Here is a 19,467-nt window from a genome sequence, read left to right on the forward strand (position 1 = left end):
AAGAGTCAGCGCGATCGCCGGAAGCGGGTGCTCGCGATTCTCGACGACCAGGACGGCGTATCGATGGAGGAACTGGTGGAGATCACCGACTCCTCTGAAAACAAGTTGGAACAGGACGTCCAGGCGCTGATGGATCGGGGCCAGGTCTACGAGCAAAACGGGGAACTGAGGATGGCGTGACAATGATCCAGTACGTGAATACACCGATCCTTCTCCGAGCTGGCACAGGCGATCGCCGCCAAGGAGATCGACACCCAGAGAGCAGCGTCTCAAGCCCGCCAGAAGAGGAGCGTGATGGACTTGAGACGCTTCCTGTCCAGTCGTATCGCCCGTAAGCCACCTGCAATTGACCTTGCTCCCGACGACGTCTACACGGTTCTCTCAGCAGAGCGCCGCCGACATGTGTTGTTGATCCTCGACGGGAACGTCGCTGGGAAGGTCCCCCTGCGCGAACTCGCCCGGCAAGTCGCTTCCCGAGAGACGGATACTGAGCGGAGCGCCGTCTCGACGGATTCGATCCAACCGACCTATGTATCGCTCTATCAGTCCCATCTGCCGGTCTTGGACCGCCACGGCGCCGTCGAGTGGGACCAAGAGTTGAACCTGATTTGTGAGGGCAACTCTGTGTCGGGCCTTGCGAACATCATTCGAGAGATCGACGACCGCACGCAGCACGACTAGCGTCGCTGCTCTGTCTCCGACACACCATCGTGGATGCCAACTCTCAGTCGGGATGCCCGAGTTATAATTTTTAGCTACGTGTCAGATAACAACATATGCTTGTCGCCACCGACGCACGTTCCGCAGACAAAACCAACTGCGGAACGCCCTGAGACGCCTGTCCTCGGCGCGGACAAGGTGGGTACTCACATCCAGTAATATATGGTACCGTACAGCGGTTTCGGTAGGTGCGTCGAAGGACTGTAGAATGCGTTTTACCAGTTTAGTGATAGTAGGTCGCGACGGGATGGTGACGCTTCTTCCAGATCATCCCACGCTGTTGTGATCGTCAGGACGTCCTCGACAGGCCAGCGGCAACTGGAGTCGCTCGCTGCCTCGGCGAACTTCTTGCGGGTCCAAGAGACATTCAACGACGACTCAAACGGTGCTCCGGGCACCTTGACACATCGTTCGTTCCAGTGGTTGAGAACACGTCTTGCTGTCGAACGGTCATCGAATACGAGAACGGCGGGCCGGTCGAGTTCCTCGATCTTTCGGTAGGTAGCTCGATACAGCCGGTTATTGTTGTGTGAGGTGAGGACCTCGGCGACTCGCTCTCTCTTGAGACCACGATCGTATTCGAGGAGGTCAACCACATAGTCGCCGATCGGGACGTACGTCTCGACGCGGCGATCCTCGGCGAACGTGGCGCGCGCGGCCTCGACGCCAACACCAACACGGTGCGTCAGCCCCTCGTGGGGATCGCCACGTAGGTCCGGCAGGTCCTCGCGTCCGTTCATCAACGTGCGCGCCCTCTCCTCGATGTCGTAGTCGGCGCGCTTGCGGGCAATGTGGGTGCTTTTCAGCCATCGCCGCGGTGACGCTGGATCGAACCACTCGTAATCACCGAACGCGGTGAGATACTCCTCATCAACACTGGTAGCCGGAGGGTGTAGTGCATCGAGCTCGTCGTCGTCGAGATCGGCAGTGATGTTGCGCCAGCTGGGCACTCGATCGGCGAGTAGATGGACGGCACCGGGACCGACGACCTCGCCGTTCCAAAGGCGTGCGAGACGGTCGAAGGCGGTAAGCCGGTCCTCGGTCAGCGAGAGCCGCTTCTTCTCGGTGACTGCAGCACGTTCCCGGTCACTGAGCGTCTCTTCGACACGTCCAGGCCGATAGCCGTATTGGCGTTCGAACTCGTCCGGAGAGAGCCATTCGACAGTAGGCTCTGGAAACGTTGTGACGATCGGCACGGCACCGTACTTTTCGAGTAGAGAGGAGATGGAGGGCATAATCGGGCGTAGCGAGTGGCTGCGTAAGACGCTTTGGCGTTTCGAGCATTCGTGTAGTGTTTTGCCATCGCGTTTTATCTGTATCCTTCACCAATTCTCTGTAAATGATATTAGTAACAAACAAACCACGTGGGAGGGAGGCGCTCGATCGCGCCGGGGGGCGATGAGATGTTGCCAAACCCATTTAGTGGCAGTTCGGGTAGCGATAGCACAGCCGAGTCAGATGCCAGCGGGTCCGAGAGCAGCTTTTTCGACCGCGTCCGCGAGGGTGCAGAAAATGCAGCCGACAAGGTCAAAGACACGGTTGAGGGCGTAGCGGAGGGAACCGACGAAGTCACCGATCGCGCCACGGATGCTGTTGGTGCCGGGTCGAGCGGAAGCGGGGATGAGAGTAGTACCGATAGCAGTAGCGGCGGTAGCAGCGGTGGGAGCGGCTACGACTACAATCTTGGCTCGGGCGGTGGTGGGATGGATCAACAGTCGCCGCCCGCCCGCCCGCCGTCGAGCGGCGGTAATGGCTCGGAGCCACTCCAAGTAGACCTAAGCCCGTCTAATAACGACCCCACCGGCATCAATCAAGAGTCAGCGGGCATGGTGCAGATCGAGCGAGCAAAAGAGGTCCGCAACATGAGCGCCCGTCAGAAGCTCCAGCGCGAGGCTAATGCTGTCAGGGGTGCGGGGGAGGACTTTCGCACCACCGTTGAGGAGCAAACAAACCAAGTTCTTGAGTCCGGCGAGGACAAGGCAGACAATCTGAAAAACCGCGCTGGGGGGATCGCATCTACAGCCCGCGACGTAGTGTTTGAAGGCCACGAGGGCGATGAAATTTCGACCGCGGACCTCTACGAAGCGTCCGGCGCAAACACGATCGTCGATATAGCTTTCCAGGATGCCGAAGAGGTCGAGGCCGCATTAGGTATCGAAGAGAACCGACGCGGCGACTCAACGAATCTCTCTGGCCCAGCAGTCAACATAGGCAACATCGGTAGCGATGGCCCTGTCCTCGAAAGCGGCGAATCGGGTGACCTGAACACAGACGTCACAGACGCACTCACTGACCAATCTGGGTTCCTGTCGTCGAACCAACGGAGTGAACTCAGGGAGGACATCCAACAACGAAAAGAGACTTTTGGCGTAGGAGAAGAGGCGGATCGGTTCGTGACCAACCTCACAGGTAGTGAAAAGGCAGGTAACTTCGCGGGTGGCGTCGGCGACATTCCTGGAGACGCCGCAAGCGCGACTGCTGGACTCACGCTAGCCGCTGACACCGGCTTCCAAGCAGCGAGAAACGCTCCTGAGACTGTTGATGAGTACGGCGCTGGGGCGGTCGCGTACAACGTCCTTGAGACCGGTGGCCGTGCTACAGAGGCAACGGTTCAAGGAGCCAAGTCGAATCCCTACGGTTTCGCGGGATCGTTAACCGGATCGATCGTAGGCGGTGCAGCAGCAAGCAAGGCGATCGGGGCGAGTACGCGGTACACCCGCGACAGAGTGCGAACTGCTGGCGGCACTGAAGTCGATCTCGAAGACATTACGCAAGAGGATGTTGTGCGCAACGTCGAAACAGATGGTGCCGAGGGGGATCGCTTCCCCGGCGCCGCAGACCCCGACCTGTACGAGTCAGATCCAAGTGAAGCTGTCCGACAACAGGCAGCGGAGAAAACGCCAGAGAGTATCGACGACCGGTTCGCTGACGCTGGTGTAGAAGAAGGCACTGTGTTGAAGAAAGCCTTGGACACTGAACCGGAAGGTCCAGGGAAAGGACGTGCGTCACAGGGGTTCGAATCCGCGCCAGGGGAGTCGCTCGAAGACTTCGACTACGAGACGCCAGGTAGTTTTGTTGGGCCAGAGCTCTCGCCGAACTTCCTGAGGGCGAGTGGCCAGTCATCCTCGATGAGCCTCAGCCTTGGCCTCCCAGATACTGGCAACAAACCCACAGGGGTTCTCGCCAAAACCGAGGTGAAGAACCCAGACTCGGACACGCTCGACGAGTTCAACAAGGAGATGATCGAGCGGTCGGGTGAAACCACTGCGCGTACGAAGCCTGCAGCCGACGTGAACGCCGGCGAGGTCGAGGCGATCATCCCGCCTGGATCAAAGTTCGATGATATTGGTGGAAGCCGAGTTAGAAATGCGCTCCGCCAGGTGGGCGTGGGGAGCGACTTCTACACCAAAGTTGCCGGTCGGCGGGTCCCGTTACGCCCGGTGGCCCCAAGTGGTCGGAGTAAAAGCCCGAGCGGTGGTGATGTCGAGGCGGACGGGGGCATGGCAGACACCTCTGGTGTGTTCTCCGATAAGACTCTCTCGGAAATCGAACGACCAGTGGGCGACCCGACTGATGACGTGATTCCAGTCCCACCCAGCACGCCGCAGAGTAATCCTGAAACGCTCGATGAAACAACTAGCGCAGCGCCATCTGACAGCATCATAGGAGACAGTAGCCCCGGCGGGTCTACCGGCGGAATGGGTGACGATAGCCAAGGTAGCGGCTCAACTGGACCGTCAAGCAGCGCCCCCGATAGCCCACCAAGTAGCCCGCCCGGATCGCCGTCGAGTAGTTCGCCCGACTCTCCGTTGAGTAGCCCACCCGGCTCTCCAGCAAGTAGTTCGCCCGACTCTCCGTTGAGTAACTCACCCGGCTCTCCGGCGAGTAGTTCGCCCGGATCGCCTTCCCCGCCGTGGAATCCAGGCGGCAGTCAACAGCACCGACGAATTGACTTCCCCGAACTAGAATCCGACGTCGAAGAGGATGTTGTCCTGCCTGGCTATGAGTATGAGACCGCACGGATCGTGCGTGAGCTACCTGACCCAGGTCTCTTCGACTCCGATGACTCACCCGATAGTTCCGATGGGCAGGGGGCCGACAATAGTGAGAGCGATGATGGTGTTGAAGCCATCGATGACACCGATGAGTACGACGTCGTGGACACATCCGATGACTACGAAGTTGTCGATGATGGATGGCTGTCTGCTGGCGACGGTGAACCGTCTGAAGCCACCACCGATGGAGTGGACGAGGCCGCCGCGTCCAGCTCCCCCGGCGCGAGCGAAAGCACCCAGGCCACCTTGCCTCGATCGTCAGCAGCGCAGGCCACTGTTCAGGCATCGCTGGAGGACGAACTCGATGACCTCGACACGCAGCTCGACCGAGAGTTGGAAGAAGACGAATTGAGTTCGCAACCGAGCCGATCGGGAAGCCAACGGTCACAACCACACGGATGGGGAGGGAGTGACCCAATGGACCTCAGCGGCATCGACCCCGCGCCGGACTCGTTCGACGATCTCGACGTTGGGGGGCAGCACTCGACTGGGTGGGGGAGGGTTCCGGCTCTGGATAGGATCGACGATGAGATCGATGATCTTGATCCCGATCTTGATGGGTTGGACGACATCGACGATTCACTTGATGACCTTCACGCCGATCTCGATCCTCTTGGGGACTTGTGAGGTTGGGTCCTCTTCTTAGGATCTCCTACTATGGCGCCTATAGGAAATCCTATAGACAGTGAACTCTGATTTATCATAGCTGAAATTTATAATGCTCAGCAACCTCAGCTAGCTACAGTCCGTGCTAAGAGAGATCGCAGAGGCTGTTTCAAAGGGTAAACTCCTTGCTGTGCTGGCCATACTGCTGGGGACAATCTCTGTGAGTGCTGTACTTTCTACTCTTGGGAAAGATGAGCTGGCTGTTGAGATCCTCATCCCCGTGTTTGTCACAGCTGTGCTGTTCGCGATAAAACGTGAATTAGGCATATTCGGAACTCTGTTTAAGTTCGAATAATCCGGTGGATGAGAGTGCACGCGCCGCCCACTTGTGTAGCATCTACTCTCGCTCCAGGTCACTACTGACACGCGGTATTAATTTCTACCACGGGGGAAATTGCATTTGTAGTGTGGTAAATCCAGTCTCTGAGGAGAAGATCCTGCTTGATCTCTACGGCCTCTATCGAATGCTGGGCGATGTTCCAACTGAATCGCAATATGCGAGTCTGGGTCGGTATTCCGTGGGTTCGGTCCGAAGAAAGTTCGGCACGTTCACCACTGGGCGGGAAAGGGCTGGTGTCCCTACCGCCGACAAACGCGGTGGTCAAAATCGAATCCCGCGTGCTGATCTTCTCGAAGCATTACAGGAGCTTGACGACACACTTGAGGGTTCGCCTACGCGAGAGCAGATGGATGCTCAAGGCCGGTATTCAGGTGGGCCGTATGAACGAGAGTTTGGTGGTTGGTCGGCAGCACTGAAGGCAGCTGACATCGAGCCCAACCAGCACTCAAACTATATCGAATTCGAGTGCGAGTTCTGTGGGAGCGAAGACCGGAAGCTGGTGAGCAAAATAGCCGACAGTGGTCGTATCTTCTGTTCTCAGGAGTGCCTCAACGAGTGGCGGTCCGAGGAGTTTTCCGGCTCAGCCCATCCGCTGTGGGATCGAGTCCGTGTAGAGTGCGAAATCTGTACTAAAGAGTTGCTGCGGAGACCCTCGATCGTCGAACCGAAACAGCGGGTGTTCTGTTCCTACAGCTGTTTTTCAGAGTGGTGCTCCGAAGAACGCGTCGGAGAAGACCATCCACAATGGAAGGGTGGTGGGGAACTGTACTACGGTCCAAACTTCCAGCGGCAGCGCGAGAAGCGCCTCAAAGCTGACAACTATCAATGCCAGAACTGTGGCCGTGCACAGGACGACCATCGTGATGCGTACGGGCGTAGCCTTGAGATCCATCATCGGACGCCAGTTAGAGAGTTTTACCAAGACATCGATACTGAGGCTGGAGAAACCCCGAATTGGGAGGCGATGAACGCATTGAGCAATTTGGTCACGTTGTGCATTGAATGTCACCGGGACGTAGAGTGATTTCTCCCATAACTAAACGACTATTGAACCTCCTATAGGAACTCCTATTGGGTAGGGAGCAGGCATGTCTGACGTAGTTTTATGGCTATAGAGTATCCTATAGGAAGTGCTATAGGTGAAATTGATGGATCAAACATACCGCGCCGCGGCCTTTCTGGACAAAGGTGGCACAGGGAAGACAACGACTGTTGCTCATGTTGGGGTTGCAGCACAGCATCGCGGCCATGACGTGCTGCTGATCGACCTCGCTGGGAAACAGGGCGATCTCGCCAAGCACTTCGGCGTGTGGGACGACTACCAACAGGCGATCGAGCAGGACGAGGCCTGGCCAAACATCAGCACAGTGTTCGACGATTCCTGGAGCACCATCGCCGAAAAACTGGGTGAGGACCCTCTCGCAGATCTCGTCATCGAGACCGATGAGGGGGTGGATCTGATCCCGGCGCACCCAGGCCTCGACACGCTTGACTCCGAACTGGGGAATATCGATGACGCACGTAAGCGGTACAGCCGCTTGGAGGAATTTCTAGACAACTACGTCGATCCCCTCGGCTACGACATCGTCCTTATCGACCTTCCGGGCATGACCAACAACGTCTCTTACAACGGACTTTGGGCTGCTGGTCATGCGATCACGCCAGTCGAGATGGGGCCGTTTGAGGCTGAACAGGCAGATGCACTTCGGCAGGACCTCAACAAAATTGCGGACAACTTCGCTGTGGAGATCGAGCTGGCGTTGGTGCTGCCGAACAAAGTTGACACTCGCACTAAGCTCGCTGAGGAGTACCTTGCTGCCTTCAAAGACGAATACCCGGAGGCGATAGCTCCTGACTATGTCCCGTACTCGCAAGACATCCGCAACGCTGCTCAGCGTGGCATGACCGCATTTAGTCTCGAAGACCCGTCCAGTACCGCGCGCCACGCCAAGGAGACATACCTTGGTGCAGCGGATACGTTGCTGGACCGTCTAGGGGGTGGGGACCATGCCTGAAGACGATGACCTCGCCACACTCAAGAAACAGACTTCTCACGGAGATCGGATCGATGAAGCTGGTGCTGAGGAAGAGACGAGAGACTTCGTTGAGGACATCGTTTCTGAGTTGGAGGCCATTGAGGCTGGCCAACAACAGAAGACAATCAGCGTCTGGGATGGTCATCTGGCCGCGTTTGTCCGGGCTCTGGAAGAGAACCCTGAACAGATGGAGAACGTCGGACATGCACTCCAACAGCGGCTAGAGATGGGTCAGGAAGAAGCCGATAGAAGTGAGATCCTACGGTTGGCTCTCCGCGTAGGCTTCCAGGAGGCGGCACCGGAAGAGTTCGAAGCTGTCCGTGAAGCGGTTCGGGAGCAGGCAACGAACGGTCTATAGGACTTTCTATAGCTGTGCCTATAGGGATAGCTATAGGCTCAAGGGTATGGCCGATCTGCATCAAATCCGCTAGCCTGCGCCGCCTTACCGCCTACTCGTTGTGGTAGATGTGGAGGTCAGCGTAGCCCTGCCAGTTCTCCAAGAGGAAGTCCCTCATTCGATAGAACTCGTAGCCCTCGTCCAACCACACCTTGTCTCCCTCACCGACGTCGGGCGGGAGGTACTCCTTGTCCAGATGGGGACGGTCGTGCCGTGTGTCCATCCCCACGATTTCGGTGTTCTCGTCCAACGGCGATTCCGCTTTCTGGACGAGAGACCATCCGTAGTTATCGGCATCCACCTCAGGGTCGTAGTCTTCCCCGTCTTCGGGAGCGGGTTCGACGTATCCGACAAGAAAGTAGTCGTCGCCTCGGTAGACTCCGAGGTCGAGGCTGTCAAATCGGTTCATTGTCTATCACCTGTTCGTCTGAGTTCATCGGCTGAAGTTGTCGGTTCATAGTGTCGATAGTGGAGGCCTGCTCACGCGCGCACCGTCGCACCAACATAGCTCTGGCTCTTAGGCTGGTGATTTCACGGTATAGAAGGCCGCTACTCGAACAGGAACGGTCAGGAGAACGCCGGCCAGCGCAACAGATACTCTCCACTCTTACATAGTAGGTCAATTGACTTAAAAGTTTCGACATCAACTGAACTATAGGAGAATTCCACTTAGAACTCTTCTTAGTCATGTTTCCGAAGCTTTATCACCGTTGCAGTTCTAACAACAGTCAAGGAGTGATAGACATGCCTGAATTCGAAGAGCCACCGGCCTCAGTTCCAGACCCAAACGAGTTTGACCGCGAGGATGCGGACATCGATGATCGCCTGGAGTTCCGCGCTGCATTCTCAGAAACACTCACACAGCATGGGTATCCAGACACGCTTGTCCTTGCCCGGGAGAGGGCGGAGGACGTCTTCCATGACCGCCGCTTGAAGATCCTCGATCACTTGGAGGAACAGAATCCAGAATCGGTGCGTGCCCTCGCGCAGGAGCTGGACTACGACAAAGGTGTTGTGAGCCGCGATCTCCAGGCACTCGCAAAAATCGACGTTATCGAATATGAGGACACTGGCCGCTCGAAGGCCCCTCGCCTCAAGCACAACCACGTAGTCGTCGAACCCATTGTCTAATTCCGGTTTAGATGGCCATCTTCGCGGCACAAACCCCACCCATGAGGGGAGGAAAACAGGATTCTACAATGCCAACATTCGTAGAGAAGTTCGAGAAGACTCAAATTCATCAAAGACACCGAGTTCCTCATAGACATCAATGAAGGATTTTCACAAAACCTTATAACTCATCGACGATCAGGTCAACATATGGGAGTGCAATCCCGGGACGGTCCCAATAGCGACACCATCACCGTCACTCACGAGGAGCGGTGGTACGTCGCCAAGGACGAGGAGACCGGGATCGCGAGCCAGGGCAAGACAAAAATCGAGGCCCTACAAAACTTAGCAGAAGCTCTCGAACTTACCGCTGAGACGACCGCGGATGAGGAAGATCTCGAACCTTCGAGCGCACCCTGGTTCTCTTCATAAGTTCTCCGAACAACATCCTCGATGACGGTGATGTTCGATTGTTCTTGAAGTGAGGAACTTAGTGCTACTTACCAATTGAAATGTTTCTTCTACCGTCTCATAGGATCTACTTCCAAATTTCTCCTGTGCGCGCGCCAGAAGGCAGAGGTTTTTATGCCGTCATATCAAACCGCGCTATTAGTGACACGGCGGACGTATTCCGGGCGAGAGATCATCAAGGCGCTCGGAAACTGGGGATACAAGCGCGTCCGGCAGCGTGGCGACCACGTGATCCTGAAATATCAGGACCCCAACACCGGAGAGATCCGAACCGTTACTGTCCCTCTCCACGACGAACTGTCGATTGGAACGCTCAAGAGCATCGCCGAACAAGCAGGTGCTCAAGACTTCCAGCGGTTCCTCGACGAGATGGACAGGATGGTGTGAACTATACGTAGTCGCTGAACCAGTCGGGCGCACCTGTGTATTCCGCCCAACAACGTTTGTGACATGCCTCCCCCCGGGCGTTCGGAACCGCTCGGTCCAGGTCAACCATCTCGCCACAGAGGTCGCACTCCGCGCGATGGCCCATCTGCCGGGCCTCGACGTCGAGATCCTTCACCTCAACCCAGAGCTCGTGGAGCGCTCGCGGGGTGAGTCGGACCAGCACCTTCTCGCGGTCGCTCTCGTCGCGTTTCTCCGGTGTGTAGGTGAGGACCCAGTCCTGACCTTCCTCACCATCACCTGCCGGTCCAAGAGAGATCGTCCGTGCGAGCTCGTCCGGGACGTAGTGCCACTCGTTGTCGGCAAACCGGGGATAGTGTCCTTCTGGCCGTGGGTTCTCAGGATCGATGTCGTCTTCAGTCATGGTCAGATTCGGTCGAAGTGGTCGTAGCGCTCTTCAGTTGTTTTGATCGTCGCATGGCGGAGCCTGTTCCGGACGTCGTAGAGCGTGTAGTCCTCTTCTTCATGCAACATCCGGTAGGCGACGCTGTGGCGAAGTGTATGGGGCGTCACGTCCTTCGGGTCCCCACGCGACCCATCGATAAGGAACGGGCGGACATCGCCCTCTTCGGCGAGAGAGCGGACGACGCGCCGGACACTCTCGGTGGTCATCCGGTCGGCCTGGCGTGAGGGGAACAGTGCGTCGCTCTCGCGCCAACGGTTGTTCAAATACGACCGTAGACGCGAGACGGTGTCGTACGTGCTCTCGTCCTGGGCGAGGTTCATCTCCCGCGGTCCTGGCGAGCGATCCGTCGGGTAGTCCTTCTGAATGTGTGCCGGGATGAAGATGTACGCTGGATCTTCGTCGAGGTGGAGGTAGTCGAGATCCAGTTGGACCAGCTCTCCGACGCGGAGCCCAGTATCGAAGAACATCGCGATGAGCGCCTCGTTGCGATCGCGGAGATAGGACAGGAACACATCGCTCTGTGCAGCGGTACGGAGGTCGCGGACTTGGTGTGGCTTCAGCCACGCCTTTGCCCGACTGTGGGAGTTTACGGTGTCGGTGCTCACGGGTGTGGTTCGTATTTAAAGACCCACCCTCTTAGTGGTACCGACTGTTGGAATCTATTAGTAGTCTCCCACAGTCGGTACTATTAAGTAACCACCGTCGGATGTCTTGAGTATAGCACGGTCGCGCCGCTCGCCATTCGACGTCGCGGTATGAATGGAAGTGGCGCCGGTGTTAGAGCACCGACGCCGTGCTGGAGCAACCAGCAATGAGAGATACGCAGACTGGGGCCAAAAGCCCTGCGCGAGCGGATGGAGGCAACGACAACGAACCAGACTGGGAAGCAATCGCGCGCCAGGAAGTTGGTGGCCGCATCGAAGAGCTCGGTCACAACACCGAGGAGCGGTTTTCGCGGCTGAGTGAGGCCGTCCAAGACGGGAGTGTCGATGAACAAGCGGTGCGGGATTTCGACGAACTGCTGATTGCAAAGCATCTTGAGGCACACCAAATTCTGGAGCGGATCGGCGAGGAACCCAACACTGACGATGTGTTGAGTATCGCGTGGGAGATCGCCGCCGAGGCCGCAGTTCCGCAGCGGTCCGACAACAACAATCGGATGCAGGAGTTGATCGTCAGGCTACAGCAGCAGCTCGTCGAGGAGCGCGACGGTGGTGATACCGATGACTGACCGGCGCAGCTTTTTGAGTGCCGGCGCAGCCCTTCTGGGACTCTCGTGGCCGGATCAGCTTCGTATGGCGACCGATATCACCGAGGAGCAGATCCAAGAGTTCCACGATGACGAGCCGGGCGAGTTCCCCCAGCGCTACGAGCAGACGGGATTGAATGGCGCGTTCATCAGTGAAGAGCACGCCGACGACATGCGCCTATGCGTGGATGTCTATCCACAACAGGAGGATGGAGCGCTCTCGATCGACATTGAAGCCGGGGGCATTACACTTGGGACCCAGCATACTGTCGCGGACGCGCGCGAGCTCGCTGCCGAACTGGAGCAGGCAGCCGACGAGGTCGAGGAGTGGCGGAACCAGAACTGGCCGGAACACAAATTGGAGGACAGCGACTGATGGCCGAACCACGTGTCACCGCTCGCATCCATCGCGACGCCGACGGGGATCTTCATCGCGAGTACCTCGTCGGGGGCATCGCGTACGCGTCGATCGAGGACGTCGAGCAGGTGTTGGAGACAGCATGATTGTTGCCCGCGGGCTCGCCGCCCCGCCGATCGCGGCGCGCTGCGCGTGATGGGCCAGCAAGCGCGCAGAGGACTGAACCCCGATGTGAGGAACCGGCCACGTACGCCGCGTGCGTACCATAGTGAGAGCCGGGCGGTAAGCATCGGTGTATCCTAACAGCGGCTTCGGTGTATCAGGGGCTCCCGGGCAATCGTCGATCGCCTTGACGAGGGAGCTGGCGCCGCGGCGCCGATAAATACGAATTCGCTATACTGTTTTCGTCGAACGCTGCTCTTCTCGTTCAGAAATCTGGTTACTTCGTTGTCGCTCGCCCCCGCCCGTGCATTACCTTGCCCCGCTCCCCCCTCTATGCGCGTAAAGTTAGAGGGAGGGGACTAATTATTGCTAACAGAACCGATGACGCCACTACGCCGTCATGCGGTTTTGAGAAATGCTGTGTTAATCGAGCCGCCAGGGACTACTTGAGTTGGGACACCCGGCCAGCACTAAGTCCGACGATATCACCAATGTCAGCGTTCGTGAGGTCCGTTTCTCGTGCCATCTTCTTGATTAACGCATCTCGTGTCTCCCGTTCCGCCTCTTTTTCCGATTTCTCAACGGCTTCCTCCATCTCTTTCTTGCGGACGAAGCCACCGTCTGAGTCGTCGCCCCGGAGATGCGCGCGCTTTCTGTCCGTCAGGTGATTGTATACCTCGCGGACGCGGTGGCTTCCTGGAATGTCACTCCACTCGATGAGCTGCTTCTTCTCAGCCATCGGGTGCTCGCCGTAGGGGTTGTACTTGAGGAAGTGGACGAGCGCTAACCCTCGCCGCAGAACCAGCACCCACACATCACACAGGGCCTTGAGGTCCCGATCGAGTTCAGCGGAGGCGGGGAGGTTGAGCACGAGGTACTTCTCCTCGATCCTCCCCATCGACACCACTTCGCGAACGGCTTTGTTCACCGACGAACCCGATTCGTATTTCGAGAGGCCCGCCTCTGCCTCGTCGAGCACGAGGCCTGATTGTTTGGGCTGGCCGACGTACGCTTCGACCATTTCGTGGGCGTCGAGCGTCGCCTTCTCCGTAGTGAGCCCCTCGGCTGTTTCGTCAAACGCATCCGCCAGCTTGCACGAGAGGATCGATTTTCCGGTGCCGCGCCGGTTGTGGTAGTCGGAAACGATCACTACCAGGTCCTGATTCTTTTTCTTTCGACGCTGGACTAACTCGTAGAGCGGCGTTCCCTCCGAAAGCTCGAATTCCTCCCCGTCCGGCGTGGAGTCCTCTCCAGACTCTTGTTCCCACGGCTTCGGCTCTTGTGCCTCGCTCATAGTTGGTCGGTGGGGAGCCCGTCTTCCATCCGGTATTTCACACCGTGATCGCGGAGGAACTCATTCAGTTTTCGGAAGGCAGCGTGGGAGATTTCCTCCGGGAGATCGACCTTCACCGATTTTGTTTTCTGAGTCTCGCCGTACAGCTCGTCTTCCTCGGGGACGTCGTACTCGAACACCATCGGCCATGACGTATCAAGAATAGCCGCGAAGCCGTTGACAGCAATCGGCGAGTCGCGGACGGACTCCGGGACTTCGATTTCGCCGAGTTCGATTTCCTCTCTCCAGTAGTCCGGGTCGTCTGCCGAGGCAAACATCGGCTCGATGTACATTGTGTACTCTTCGATACAGGTTCGGAGCGCATGCTCTATCTTGGACTGCGGAACCTGACCGGAGAGCTGACGGTTCGTTATTTCACGCCGTGTTTCAGTGAAGTTCTCGCGCGCACTGAAAATCTCCTTCAGACGCCGGCGTTGGACGAGTTCTCCAACGTCTGCTGGCTCTACGTCTCGCTCGATCTCGGTAGTAGCTTCTGTGCTCATTGATGGAATTCACCCAGATGTGGCGGGAAAGAACTGTTACTCCCAGTTGAGGTACTCACAGACGAAATCGTCTGCCAGCTCGTCTACGCGGGAGAGTTCGGAGACGGACAGCAGGATCTCGTCGCGACGCTCGCGAGAGATGTTGTCGAATTCGAGCGTTCCATCGTTCTCGAATTCTTGCCGCACGGCGCGCGTGTAGAGATCTTGGAACTGGGCGAGGCCAGTCACTTCATTTGTGGGACCGGCGATGTCGAGATTCCGCTCCTCGCAGAAGTCACCGTAAAACTCGCTTTCGAAAAGCGGTGCCTCAAGCGCCAGATATTCGAGCTGGTCGATATCGAGCCAGGAAGGCGGCGATCGAATTCTTGCGTTGCCGATTACACCCATCCATTCCGAAAGGGAGGGAGTTCCCTCCTCCCAGTCGGTCAGGCCAGTCGCAAAGTTTCTCAGGTAGTCCTTCGTGTACTTCATGTAGTTTGTCCGGACGATCGTGTCGTCATCCGCGCTGCGAAGCAGCTTCTCTCTCCGCGATCGCTTCCAGAGCCAAGCACCTCGCTTTTCTGCAGTTACTTCGAGTGTGAGTTCTTGGCGCTCCTGTTTCGAGAGGTCTCCCAGCGGGATACTACCGTCATCAGCTGCGGCAGAAACACTGTACCACAGCACCATCGCATTCCCTATTTCCGTTGTTCGGACACCGTCGTAACTCAGGACCGCGTCGAGGTGGTTGCGAACGGTTTGACCGCTCACATCAAATTCCTTGGCGATCGAGGAGATTGACGCCACCGGAGGGGAGTCAGTCTCGTTGCTGAGCCCCATCAGGTAGGAATGTACTCGCGCCGGGAACGGGGCTGTGCTCTCCATCGTTGAATCAGCCATAATTTGAATGAAGAGCGCCAGTGACTTATGTTTTAATCTCTCTCAACCCACCCAACAGGGAGCTTTTCGCAGGGCAAAATCCCTGAATCCCCTCCAAAACAATCCAAGTGATTTGGCACACTTCCAAACAACACGCATAGTATATTGACTACAGACAAAAGTACCAAGTAGGTGCAGCCAGTTGTGTCGTAACAAGAAAGGAAAGCGCATCGACGAGCGCGCGGCTGTCGCTCGTCGGAAATTGAACGGAAGAAGCACCGACAGCCCGGTTCGGACGGTGTCCCATCACCTCACCGGGGTCGGCGCAAGGTCATCGTGTCGTCCAGCGAAGGACGATTGATGATTGTTGTCCGAAGGCATAACAATTTGCCTTCATTCCCTGCGCCGACGTCCAACGGCGGGACGAGCGAGGGAATATGAGCAAAACATCAACGGCAGACGTTCAAGATACAGAAACCGACGACGCGAACACCATCGAGGACGACTGGACGATCAGCCGCGATCTCCAGGGGATGGCCCTGGTTCTCTGGCTCGCCGGCGAACAGTTGGACGATCCGGACCCTGTCCGGGTGGCGAAATGGGTGTCTCGACTCCAGGCAGAGGGGATACTCGAATGAGCGCCCGCAAACGCGCACCAGCAAATGGGCCAGCCCGGGCGTTGTGGGAAGCTGACGCTGACACGTCGGTCCACGAAATCCCGGAGCTGCTCGAAGACGTCGAGCGCTGGGAGTGTATATCGTGTGGATCACAGCGATTCGCCCGACCCGAACGCTGCGGAGAGTGTCGTTCGACGGAGTTCACGCGGGTCGTTCCCTCAGAGACGGAGGAATCCAGATGAGTACGACCGAGAGGAGCATCGACACTGAGATCGGGAGCGCAGAGGACTCGTGGTCGATCTCACGGACGGCAGGCGACGTCACACTCGACGGAGAACGTTGTCGCGTCGAGTGGACTGAGGGAACCGGGATCAGGAGAAAGGCGCTCTTCAGAGTCGCTTCCGGGTATTCTCTGGCAGTTCTACAACATATCCGCACCGTTGTAGTCCAGCAGCGCGGCGATACGCGAGCGCGCCTCAATCCGGACGCCAGACTCGAAGAAGTCCCTGCCCCGCTCATCGGTATAATGCGATCACAGGGCTTGAGGCCCGTCAATAGCCGCGAGGTGGGTCAATGAACGCGATGCGATACAGCAGAGTGGCTAATTGCCGTACGTTTATTAGTCACGGGTGGGAATGTAAGTGCAGACAACATGCAAAGCTAACCAATGTAGCTCGTCTGGGAGAAGACTCCCGGGGTGGTCGATTCCACCCCTATCACCCTACCCCTGTCTTCTCTCGGCTTCAACGTAAACCTATCGCTTGCTGGATAGCGACAGGTCTGCGCAACGGAGCCGGCGTCACGGTGCGTCGGGCGGTCGCCGTGTCGATAACCATGATCGGCACAATCCCCCCTATCGAGACCGACGCACAGCCAGTCGTCCTACAGCAGGACGACCAGAACCGCAATCGAGAGAGCACCTCGCGCGTGCGCCAACAGAGACTCGGCCAGTTCGAAGCACAGTCGCACCCGAAACCAGAATGCGGCTATAAAGAGGCCCATAGTGGGGGTGTCGTGGCGTGAGCCAACACCCACAACAAGTCGAGGATGTCACAGAGGTTCTCGAAGAACTGGAGGCGAAGCTGGAGACCTTCCAGACCGGCCTGAACAACGCGTGGGACGCGATCGACGACCTCCAAGAGGAACTGGTAGAAGAACGGGAAGAGCGCCGACGTCTCGAAAAGGAGAATGAAGAACTCCAGGCCGAGATCGAGCGCCTCGACGCCCGGACGGACCTCCTGCGGCTCGTCGAGGAGAGTGACAAGATGACCGGCAAACAGCGGTCGGTGGCGTTGATCCAGAACCTCCGACGCGCAGCAAAGAAAGAGCGCGATCGAGGACGAGAGGCGAAGGCGTCGGTGAACCGCGAGGAAGCCGAGACAGCGCTCCAGCACCCGGACGTAGACCGGACGACCATATACACCGACATGAGCCGCGCAGCTCGGCTCGTGGACAACGAGGACGTCCTGAAGTACAAGAGTAGTTCCGGCGGAGGAAGCCGGCTGAAGCTCAATCTCGAAGCTGGAGAGCTCCCGAACGAGATTGTCGGGAAGGACACCAACAACGGGGGTCGATAACTGTGGAGCCTCCACAACACTCGTTGGGAGGGAAGCCACCCCCGCGAACACCCGGCTTCCGCGAAACCCTCTAAACCCTCAGGAATTACAGGGTACAGAGGTTGTTAAGAAAGTGTTGACTAGCTGTAAGTACGCTTGCTGTCCGCTCGCTCCGCTCGCTCCGGTCGGGAAATCGCACCCGGTAGAAGTGTTGTGGAGCCTCCACAGATCACAACGATGTCCACAAACCACGAACTCACCGACGACCTGATAGATTTCCTCCGTCGCTACTACAGCGACGAGGTAGCAGAGCTCGCTCAACACTACCCGCGAGAGCAGAAATCGCTGTACGTAGACTACGCCGACCTCTACCAGTTCGATCAGAACCTCGCCACCGACTTCCGCTCGCACCCGCAGAAGATGTTCGAGTACGCCAACGAGGCTCTCCGTCTCTACGATTTGCCGATCGACGTTACACTCTCCGACGCCCACGTACGCCTCTACAATCTGCCGGAGAACGATGTCCTCGACGTTTCCGAGGTCCCCCGCCACCAGAACATCGGGCGGCTTCTCGGCGTTCGCGGGCAGGTGCAGAAGGTTAGCGCGGTGAAACCCCGCATCGTGGAGGCCGTCTTCGACTGCCAGCGTTGTGGGACTCGCACCACCGTCCCACAGGCCGGCGATCAGCTGCAAGAGCCACACGAATGTGAGGGGTGTGAACGGCAGGGGCCGTTCGTCCTCAACGCAAAATCGAGTGAATGGACTGACCACCAGTTCGCCCGTGTACAACAACCGCCGGAGCAGACGAAAGGCGGCGAGGGTGAAACAATTGATGTGCACCTGGAGGACGACCTGATACAGGAATTCGACGCTGGCGACCGCGTTACTCTCACGGGCGTTCTTGACATCGAGGAACCCGGCAAGGACCAGGGCCGGGACTTCGACACCACTGTAGACGCCCGCGCAGTCGTCCGCGACGAGAACGACTACGAGGATATCAACATCGACGAACACCGCGAGGAGATCGAGAAGATCGCCAACGGCGAGTACGGCGACCCCTTCGACCTGATGATCCAGTCGATCAATCCGGGCCACAAAGGCGACGAGGACGTCAAACTCGCTATCATGCTCCAGCTGGTCGGCGGGTGGTCCCGCGGCCAGCGGACGCGTGGCGACTCCCACATTTTGTTGATGGGTGACCCCGGTTGCGGCAAGAGTACGTTCCTACAGGCTGTTGACGACCTTGCGCCGAAGTCTACGTACGCGTCCGGTAAGGGGGCGACGGCAGCCGGACTCACCGCAGCAGCGGTGTCCGATGACTTCGGCGACACGGAGTGGGGCCTCGAAGCCGGCGCGTTGGTGCTTGCGGACGGCGGCGTCGCGTGTATCGACGAGATCGACAAAGTCAACGATAGTGCCGTCTCGTCGATGCACGACGCCCTTGAAAGTCAGAAGGTCCGTGTGAACAAAGCGGGCATCAACGCAACACTGAGCTCGCGTACCGCGCTACTGGCAGCGGGGAACCCGGCGGAGGGACGGTTCGACCCCTATCAGCCCCGCGCTCAACAGATCGACCTGGGGCCGACGCTCATGAGCCGCTTCGACCTGATGTTCATGGTCAGCGACTCTCCCGACGCCGACGACGATCGGGAGGTCATCAACCACATGATGCGGTCCCGCCGCGCAGCCGCGAAGAAGGAGCTCGGTGAGGAACTCACCGAGGAGGAGCGCGAGAGTATCGAGCCGGCGATCCCTCACGAGATCTTGCGCGCGTATATCGCCTACGCAAAGGAGGAGGTGACTCCCTACATCCGTGCAGACAACAGCGAAACGCAGGAGTATCTTCAAGAGGAGTTCCTAAAGCTCCGGCTCGCGAACGCTGACGAGGACGACAACCCGGTTCCGGTGACCTACCGCCAGGAGGAAGCCATCGAGCGCCTGGCCGAGGCATCCGCGCGTATCCGCCTCGACGACGAAGTGAAGAAGGAAGACGTGGATCGTGCACTAAAACTTGTGAGGAAGTCGATGCAACAGGTCGGTATCGATCCCGAGACCGGTGAGTTTGATGCTGACGTTGTTGAGACAGGCCAGTCCAAGAGTCAGCGCGATCGCCGGAAGCGGGTGCTCGCGATTCTCGACGACCAGGACGGCGTATCGATGGAGGAACTGGTGGAGATCACCGACTCCTC

Annotated in this window: 23 protein-coding genes and 1 pseudogene; 17 read left to right on the forward strand and 7 right to left on the reverse strand. The window is 57.9% G+C overall.

Annotation, left to right across the window (positions count from 1 at the left end; all coding sequences use genetic code 11):
* Positions 1 to 180: pseudogene (locus tag CRO01_RS16785) on the forward strand (ATP-binding protein); the annotation flags it as partial.
* Positions 181 to 294: 114 nt separating this feature from the next.
* On the forward strand, positions 295 to 681 hold the full coding sequence (locus CRO01_RS16105) for a DUF7344 domain-containing protein (protein WP_143824983.1): 387 nt from the start codon (positions 295 to 297) through the stop codon (positions 679 to 681).
* A 254-nt stretch (positions 682 to 935) separates the two neighbouring features.
* On the opposite strand, the gene CRO01_RS16110 is transcribed toward CRO01_RS16105, so the two are convergent.
* Positions 936 to 1,955, reverse strand: a complete 1,020-nt coding sequence (locus tag CRO01_RS16110) for a hypothetical protein (protein ID WP_097010198.1) — start codon at positions 1,953 to 1,955, stop codon at positions 936 to 938.
* Positions 1,956 to 2,084: 129 nt separating this feature from the next.
* On the opposite strand from CRO01_RS16110, the gene CRO01_RS16115 reads away from it, so the two are divergent.
* From CRO01_RS16115 to CRO01_RS16135, 5 genes are all read left to right on the forward strand, one after another.
* On the forward strand, positions 2,085 to 5,402 hold the full coding sequence (locus CRO01_RS16115; RefSeq protein ID WP_097010199.1) for a hypothetical protein: 3,318 nt from the start codon (positions 2,085 to 2,087) through the stop codon (positions 5,400 to 5,402).
* Between the two features lie 121 nt (positions 5,403 to 5,523).
* Positions 5,524 to 5,736: a hypothetical protein gene (locus CRO01_RS16120; RefSeq protein ID WP_097010200.1), complete on the forward strand. Its 213-nt coding sequence runs from the start codon at positions 5,524 to 5,526 to the stop codon at positions 5,734 to 5,736.
* A gap of 112 nt (positions 5,737 to 5,848) precedes the next feature.
* Positions 5,849 to 6,805 (forward strand): homing endonuclease associated repeat-containing protein, encoded by a 957-nt coding sequence (locus CRO01_RS16405; protein ID WP_143824984.1) that lies wholly within the window; start codon positions 5,849 to 5,851, stop codon positions 6,803 to 6,805.
* A gap of 124 nt (positions 6,806 to 6,929) precedes the next feature.
* Positions 6,930 to 7,796: a ParA family protein gene (locus tag CRO01_RS16130; protein ID WP_179747518.1), complete on the forward strand. Its 867-nt coding sequence runs from the start codon at positions 6,930 to 6,932 to the stop codon at positions 7,794 to 7,796.
* On the forward strand, positions 7,789 to 8,175 hold the full coding sequence (locus tag CRO01_RS16135; RefSeq protein WP_097010202.1) for a hypothetical protein: 387 nt from the start codon (positions 7,789 to 7,791) through the stop codon (positions 8,173 to 8,175). Before CRO01_RS16130 ends, CRO01_RS16135 begins: the two co-directional genes overlap by 8 nt.
* 91 nt (positions 8,176 to 8,266) lie before the next feature.
* On the opposite strand, the gene CRO01_RS16140 is transcribed toward CRO01_RS16135, so the two are convergent.
* Positions 8,267 to 8,623 carry a hypothetical protein gene (locus CRO01_RS16140; protein ID WP_097010203.1) on the reverse strand — a complete coding sequence of 119 codons (357 nt, stop codon included), beginning with the start codon at positions 8,621 to 8,623 and terminating at the stop codon, positions 8,267 to 8,269.
* A 335-nt stretch (positions 8,624 to 8,958) separates the two neighbouring features.
* Here CRO01_RS16140 and CRO01_RS16145 point away from each other — a divergent pair, with 335 nt between their 5' ends.
* The 3 genes from CRO01_RS16145 (at position 8,959) to CRO01_RS16155 (ending at position 10,182) form a co-directional block, all read left to right on the forward strand.
* On the forward strand, positions 8,959 to 9,345 hold the full coding sequence (locus CRO01_RS16145) for an HVO_A0114 family putative DNA-binding protein (protein ID WP_179747519.1): 387 nt from the start codon (positions 8,959 to 8,961) through the stop codon (positions 9,343 to 9,345).
* 189 nt (positions 9,346 to 9,534) lie between these two features.
* Positions 9,535 to 9,756, forward strand: coding sequence for a type II toxin-antitoxin system HicB family antitoxin (locus CRO01_RS16150; RefSeq protein WP_097010204.1), 222 nt, complete (start codon positions 9,535 to 9,537; stop codon positions 9,754 to 9,756).
* A gap of 180 nt (positions 9,757 to 9,936) precedes the next feature.
* Positions 9,937 to 10,182: a type II toxin-antitoxin system HicA family toxin gene (locus CRO01_RS16155; protein WP_097010205.1), complete on the forward strand. Its 246-nt coding sequence runs from the start codon at positions 9,937 to 9,939 to the stop codon at positions 10,180 to 10,182.
* Between the two features lies 1 nt (position 10,183).
* On the opposite strand, the gene CRO01_RS16160 is transcribed toward CRO01_RS16155, so the two are convergent.
* Positions 10,184 to 10,603 (reverse strand): hypothetical protein, encoded by a 420-nt coding sequence (locus tag CRO01_RS16160; protein ID WP_097010206.1) that lies wholly within the window; start codon positions 10,601 to 10,603, stop codon positions 10,184 to 10,186.
* Positions 10,604 to 10,605: 2 nt separating this feature from the next.
* The gene (locus CRO01_RS16165; RefSeq protein ID WP_097010207.1) at positions 10,606 to 11,250 is read right to left on the reverse strand and encodes a tyrosine-type recombinase/integrase; all 645 of its coding nucleotides are present in this window, start codon (positions 11,248 to 11,250) and stop codon (positions 10,606 to 10,608) included.
* A gap of 206 nt (positions 11,251 to 11,456) precedes the next feature.
* Between CRO01_RS16165 and CRO01_RS16170 the strand changes: the two genes are divergently transcribed.
* The 3 genes from CRO01_RS16170 to CRO01_RS17045 all read left to right on the forward strand — a co-directional run bounded on the left by CRO01_RS16170 (position 11,457) and on the right by CRO01_RS17045 (position 12,398).
* A complete protein-coding gene (locus CRO01_RS16170; protein WP_097010208.1) occupies positions 11,457 to 11,876 on the forward strand; it encodes a hypothetical protein in 420 nt (139 codons plus the stop codon).
* A 64-nt stretch (positions 11,877 to 11,940) separates the two neighbouring features.
* Positions 11,941 to 12,270, forward strand: a complete 330-nt coding sequence (locus CRO01_RS16175; protein WP_143824985.1) for a hypothetical protein — start codon at positions 11,941 to 11,943, stop codon at positions 12,268 to 12,270.
* Complete coding sequence (locus CRO01_RS17045) at positions 12,270 to 12,398, forward strand: hypothetical protein (protein WP_259370020.1); 129 nt, start codon at positions 12,270 to 12,272, stop codon at positions 12,396 to 12,398. The genes CRO01_RS16175 and CRO01_RS17045 overlap by 1 nt, the downstream gene beginning before the upstream one ends.
* Positions 12,399 to 12,856: 458 nt before the next feature.
* Here CRO01_RS17045 and CRO01_RS16180 read toward each other — a convergent pair whose 3' ends face one another.
* The 3 genes from CRO01_RS16180 to CRO01_RS16190 are packed head-to-tail and all read right to left on the reverse strand — an operon-like array spanning position 12,857 to position 15,126.
* Entirely contained in the window at positions 12,857 to 13,708 is an 852-nt protein-coding gene (locus CRO01_RS16180) for a hypothetical protein (protein WP_097010210.1), read from the reverse strand.
* Positions 13,705 to 14,250 carry a hypothetical protein gene (locus CRO01_RS16185; RefSeq protein WP_097010211.1) on the reverse strand — a complete coding sequence of 182 codons (546 nt, stop codon included), beginning with the start codon at positions 14,248 to 14,250 and terminating at the stop codon, positions 13,705 to 13,707. Before CRO01_RS16185 ends, CRO01_RS16180 begins: the two co-directional genes overlap by 4 nt.
* A gap of 36 nt (positions 14,251 to 14,286) precedes the next feature.
* The gene (locus CRO01_RS16190; RefSeq protein ID WP_143824986.1) at positions 14,287 to 15,126 is read right to left on the reverse strand and encodes a hypothetical protein; all 840 of its coding nucleotides are present in this window, start codon (positions 15,124 to 15,126) and stop codon (positions 14,287 to 14,289) included.
* Between the two features lie 416 nt (positions 15,127 to 15,542).
* Between CRO01_RS16190 and CRO01_RS16195 the strand changes: the two genes are divergently transcribed.
* The 4 genes from CRO01_RS16195 to CRO01_RS16210 all read left to right on the forward strand — a co-directional run.
* Entirely contained in the window at positions 15,543 to 15,743 is a 201-nt protein-coding gene (locus tag CRO01_RS16195) for a hypothetical protein (protein WP_097010213.1), read from the forward strand.
* Between the two features lie 217 nt (positions 15,744 to 15,960).
* Positions 15,961 to 16,299 carry a hypothetical protein gene (locus CRO01_RS16200; RefSeq protein ID WP_097010214.1) on the forward strand — a complete coding sequence of 113 codons (339 nt, stop codon included), beginning with the start codon at positions 15,961 to 15,963 and terminating at the stop codon, positions 16,297 to 16,299.
* Between the two features lie 442 nt (positions 16,300 to 16,741).
* Positions 16,742 to 17,299, forward strand: coding sequence for a hypothetical protein (locus CRO01_RS16205; RefSeq protein WP_097010215.1), 558 nt, complete (start codon positions 16,742 to 16,744; stop codon positions 17,297 to 17,299).
* Between the two features lie 216 nt (positions 17,300 to 17,515).
* On the forward strand, positions 17,516 to 19,467 hold a 1,952-nt coding region (locus CRO01_RS16210), incomplete at its 3' end, for a minichromosome maintenance protein MCM (RefSeq protein WP_097010216.1).

This window comes from Natronoarchaeum philippinense, assembly GCF_900215575.1.
In the GTDB taxonomy this organism is placed as follows: Archaea; Halobacteriota; Halobacteria; order Halobacteriales; family Natronoarchaeaceae; genus Natronoarchaeum; species Natronoarchaeum philippinense.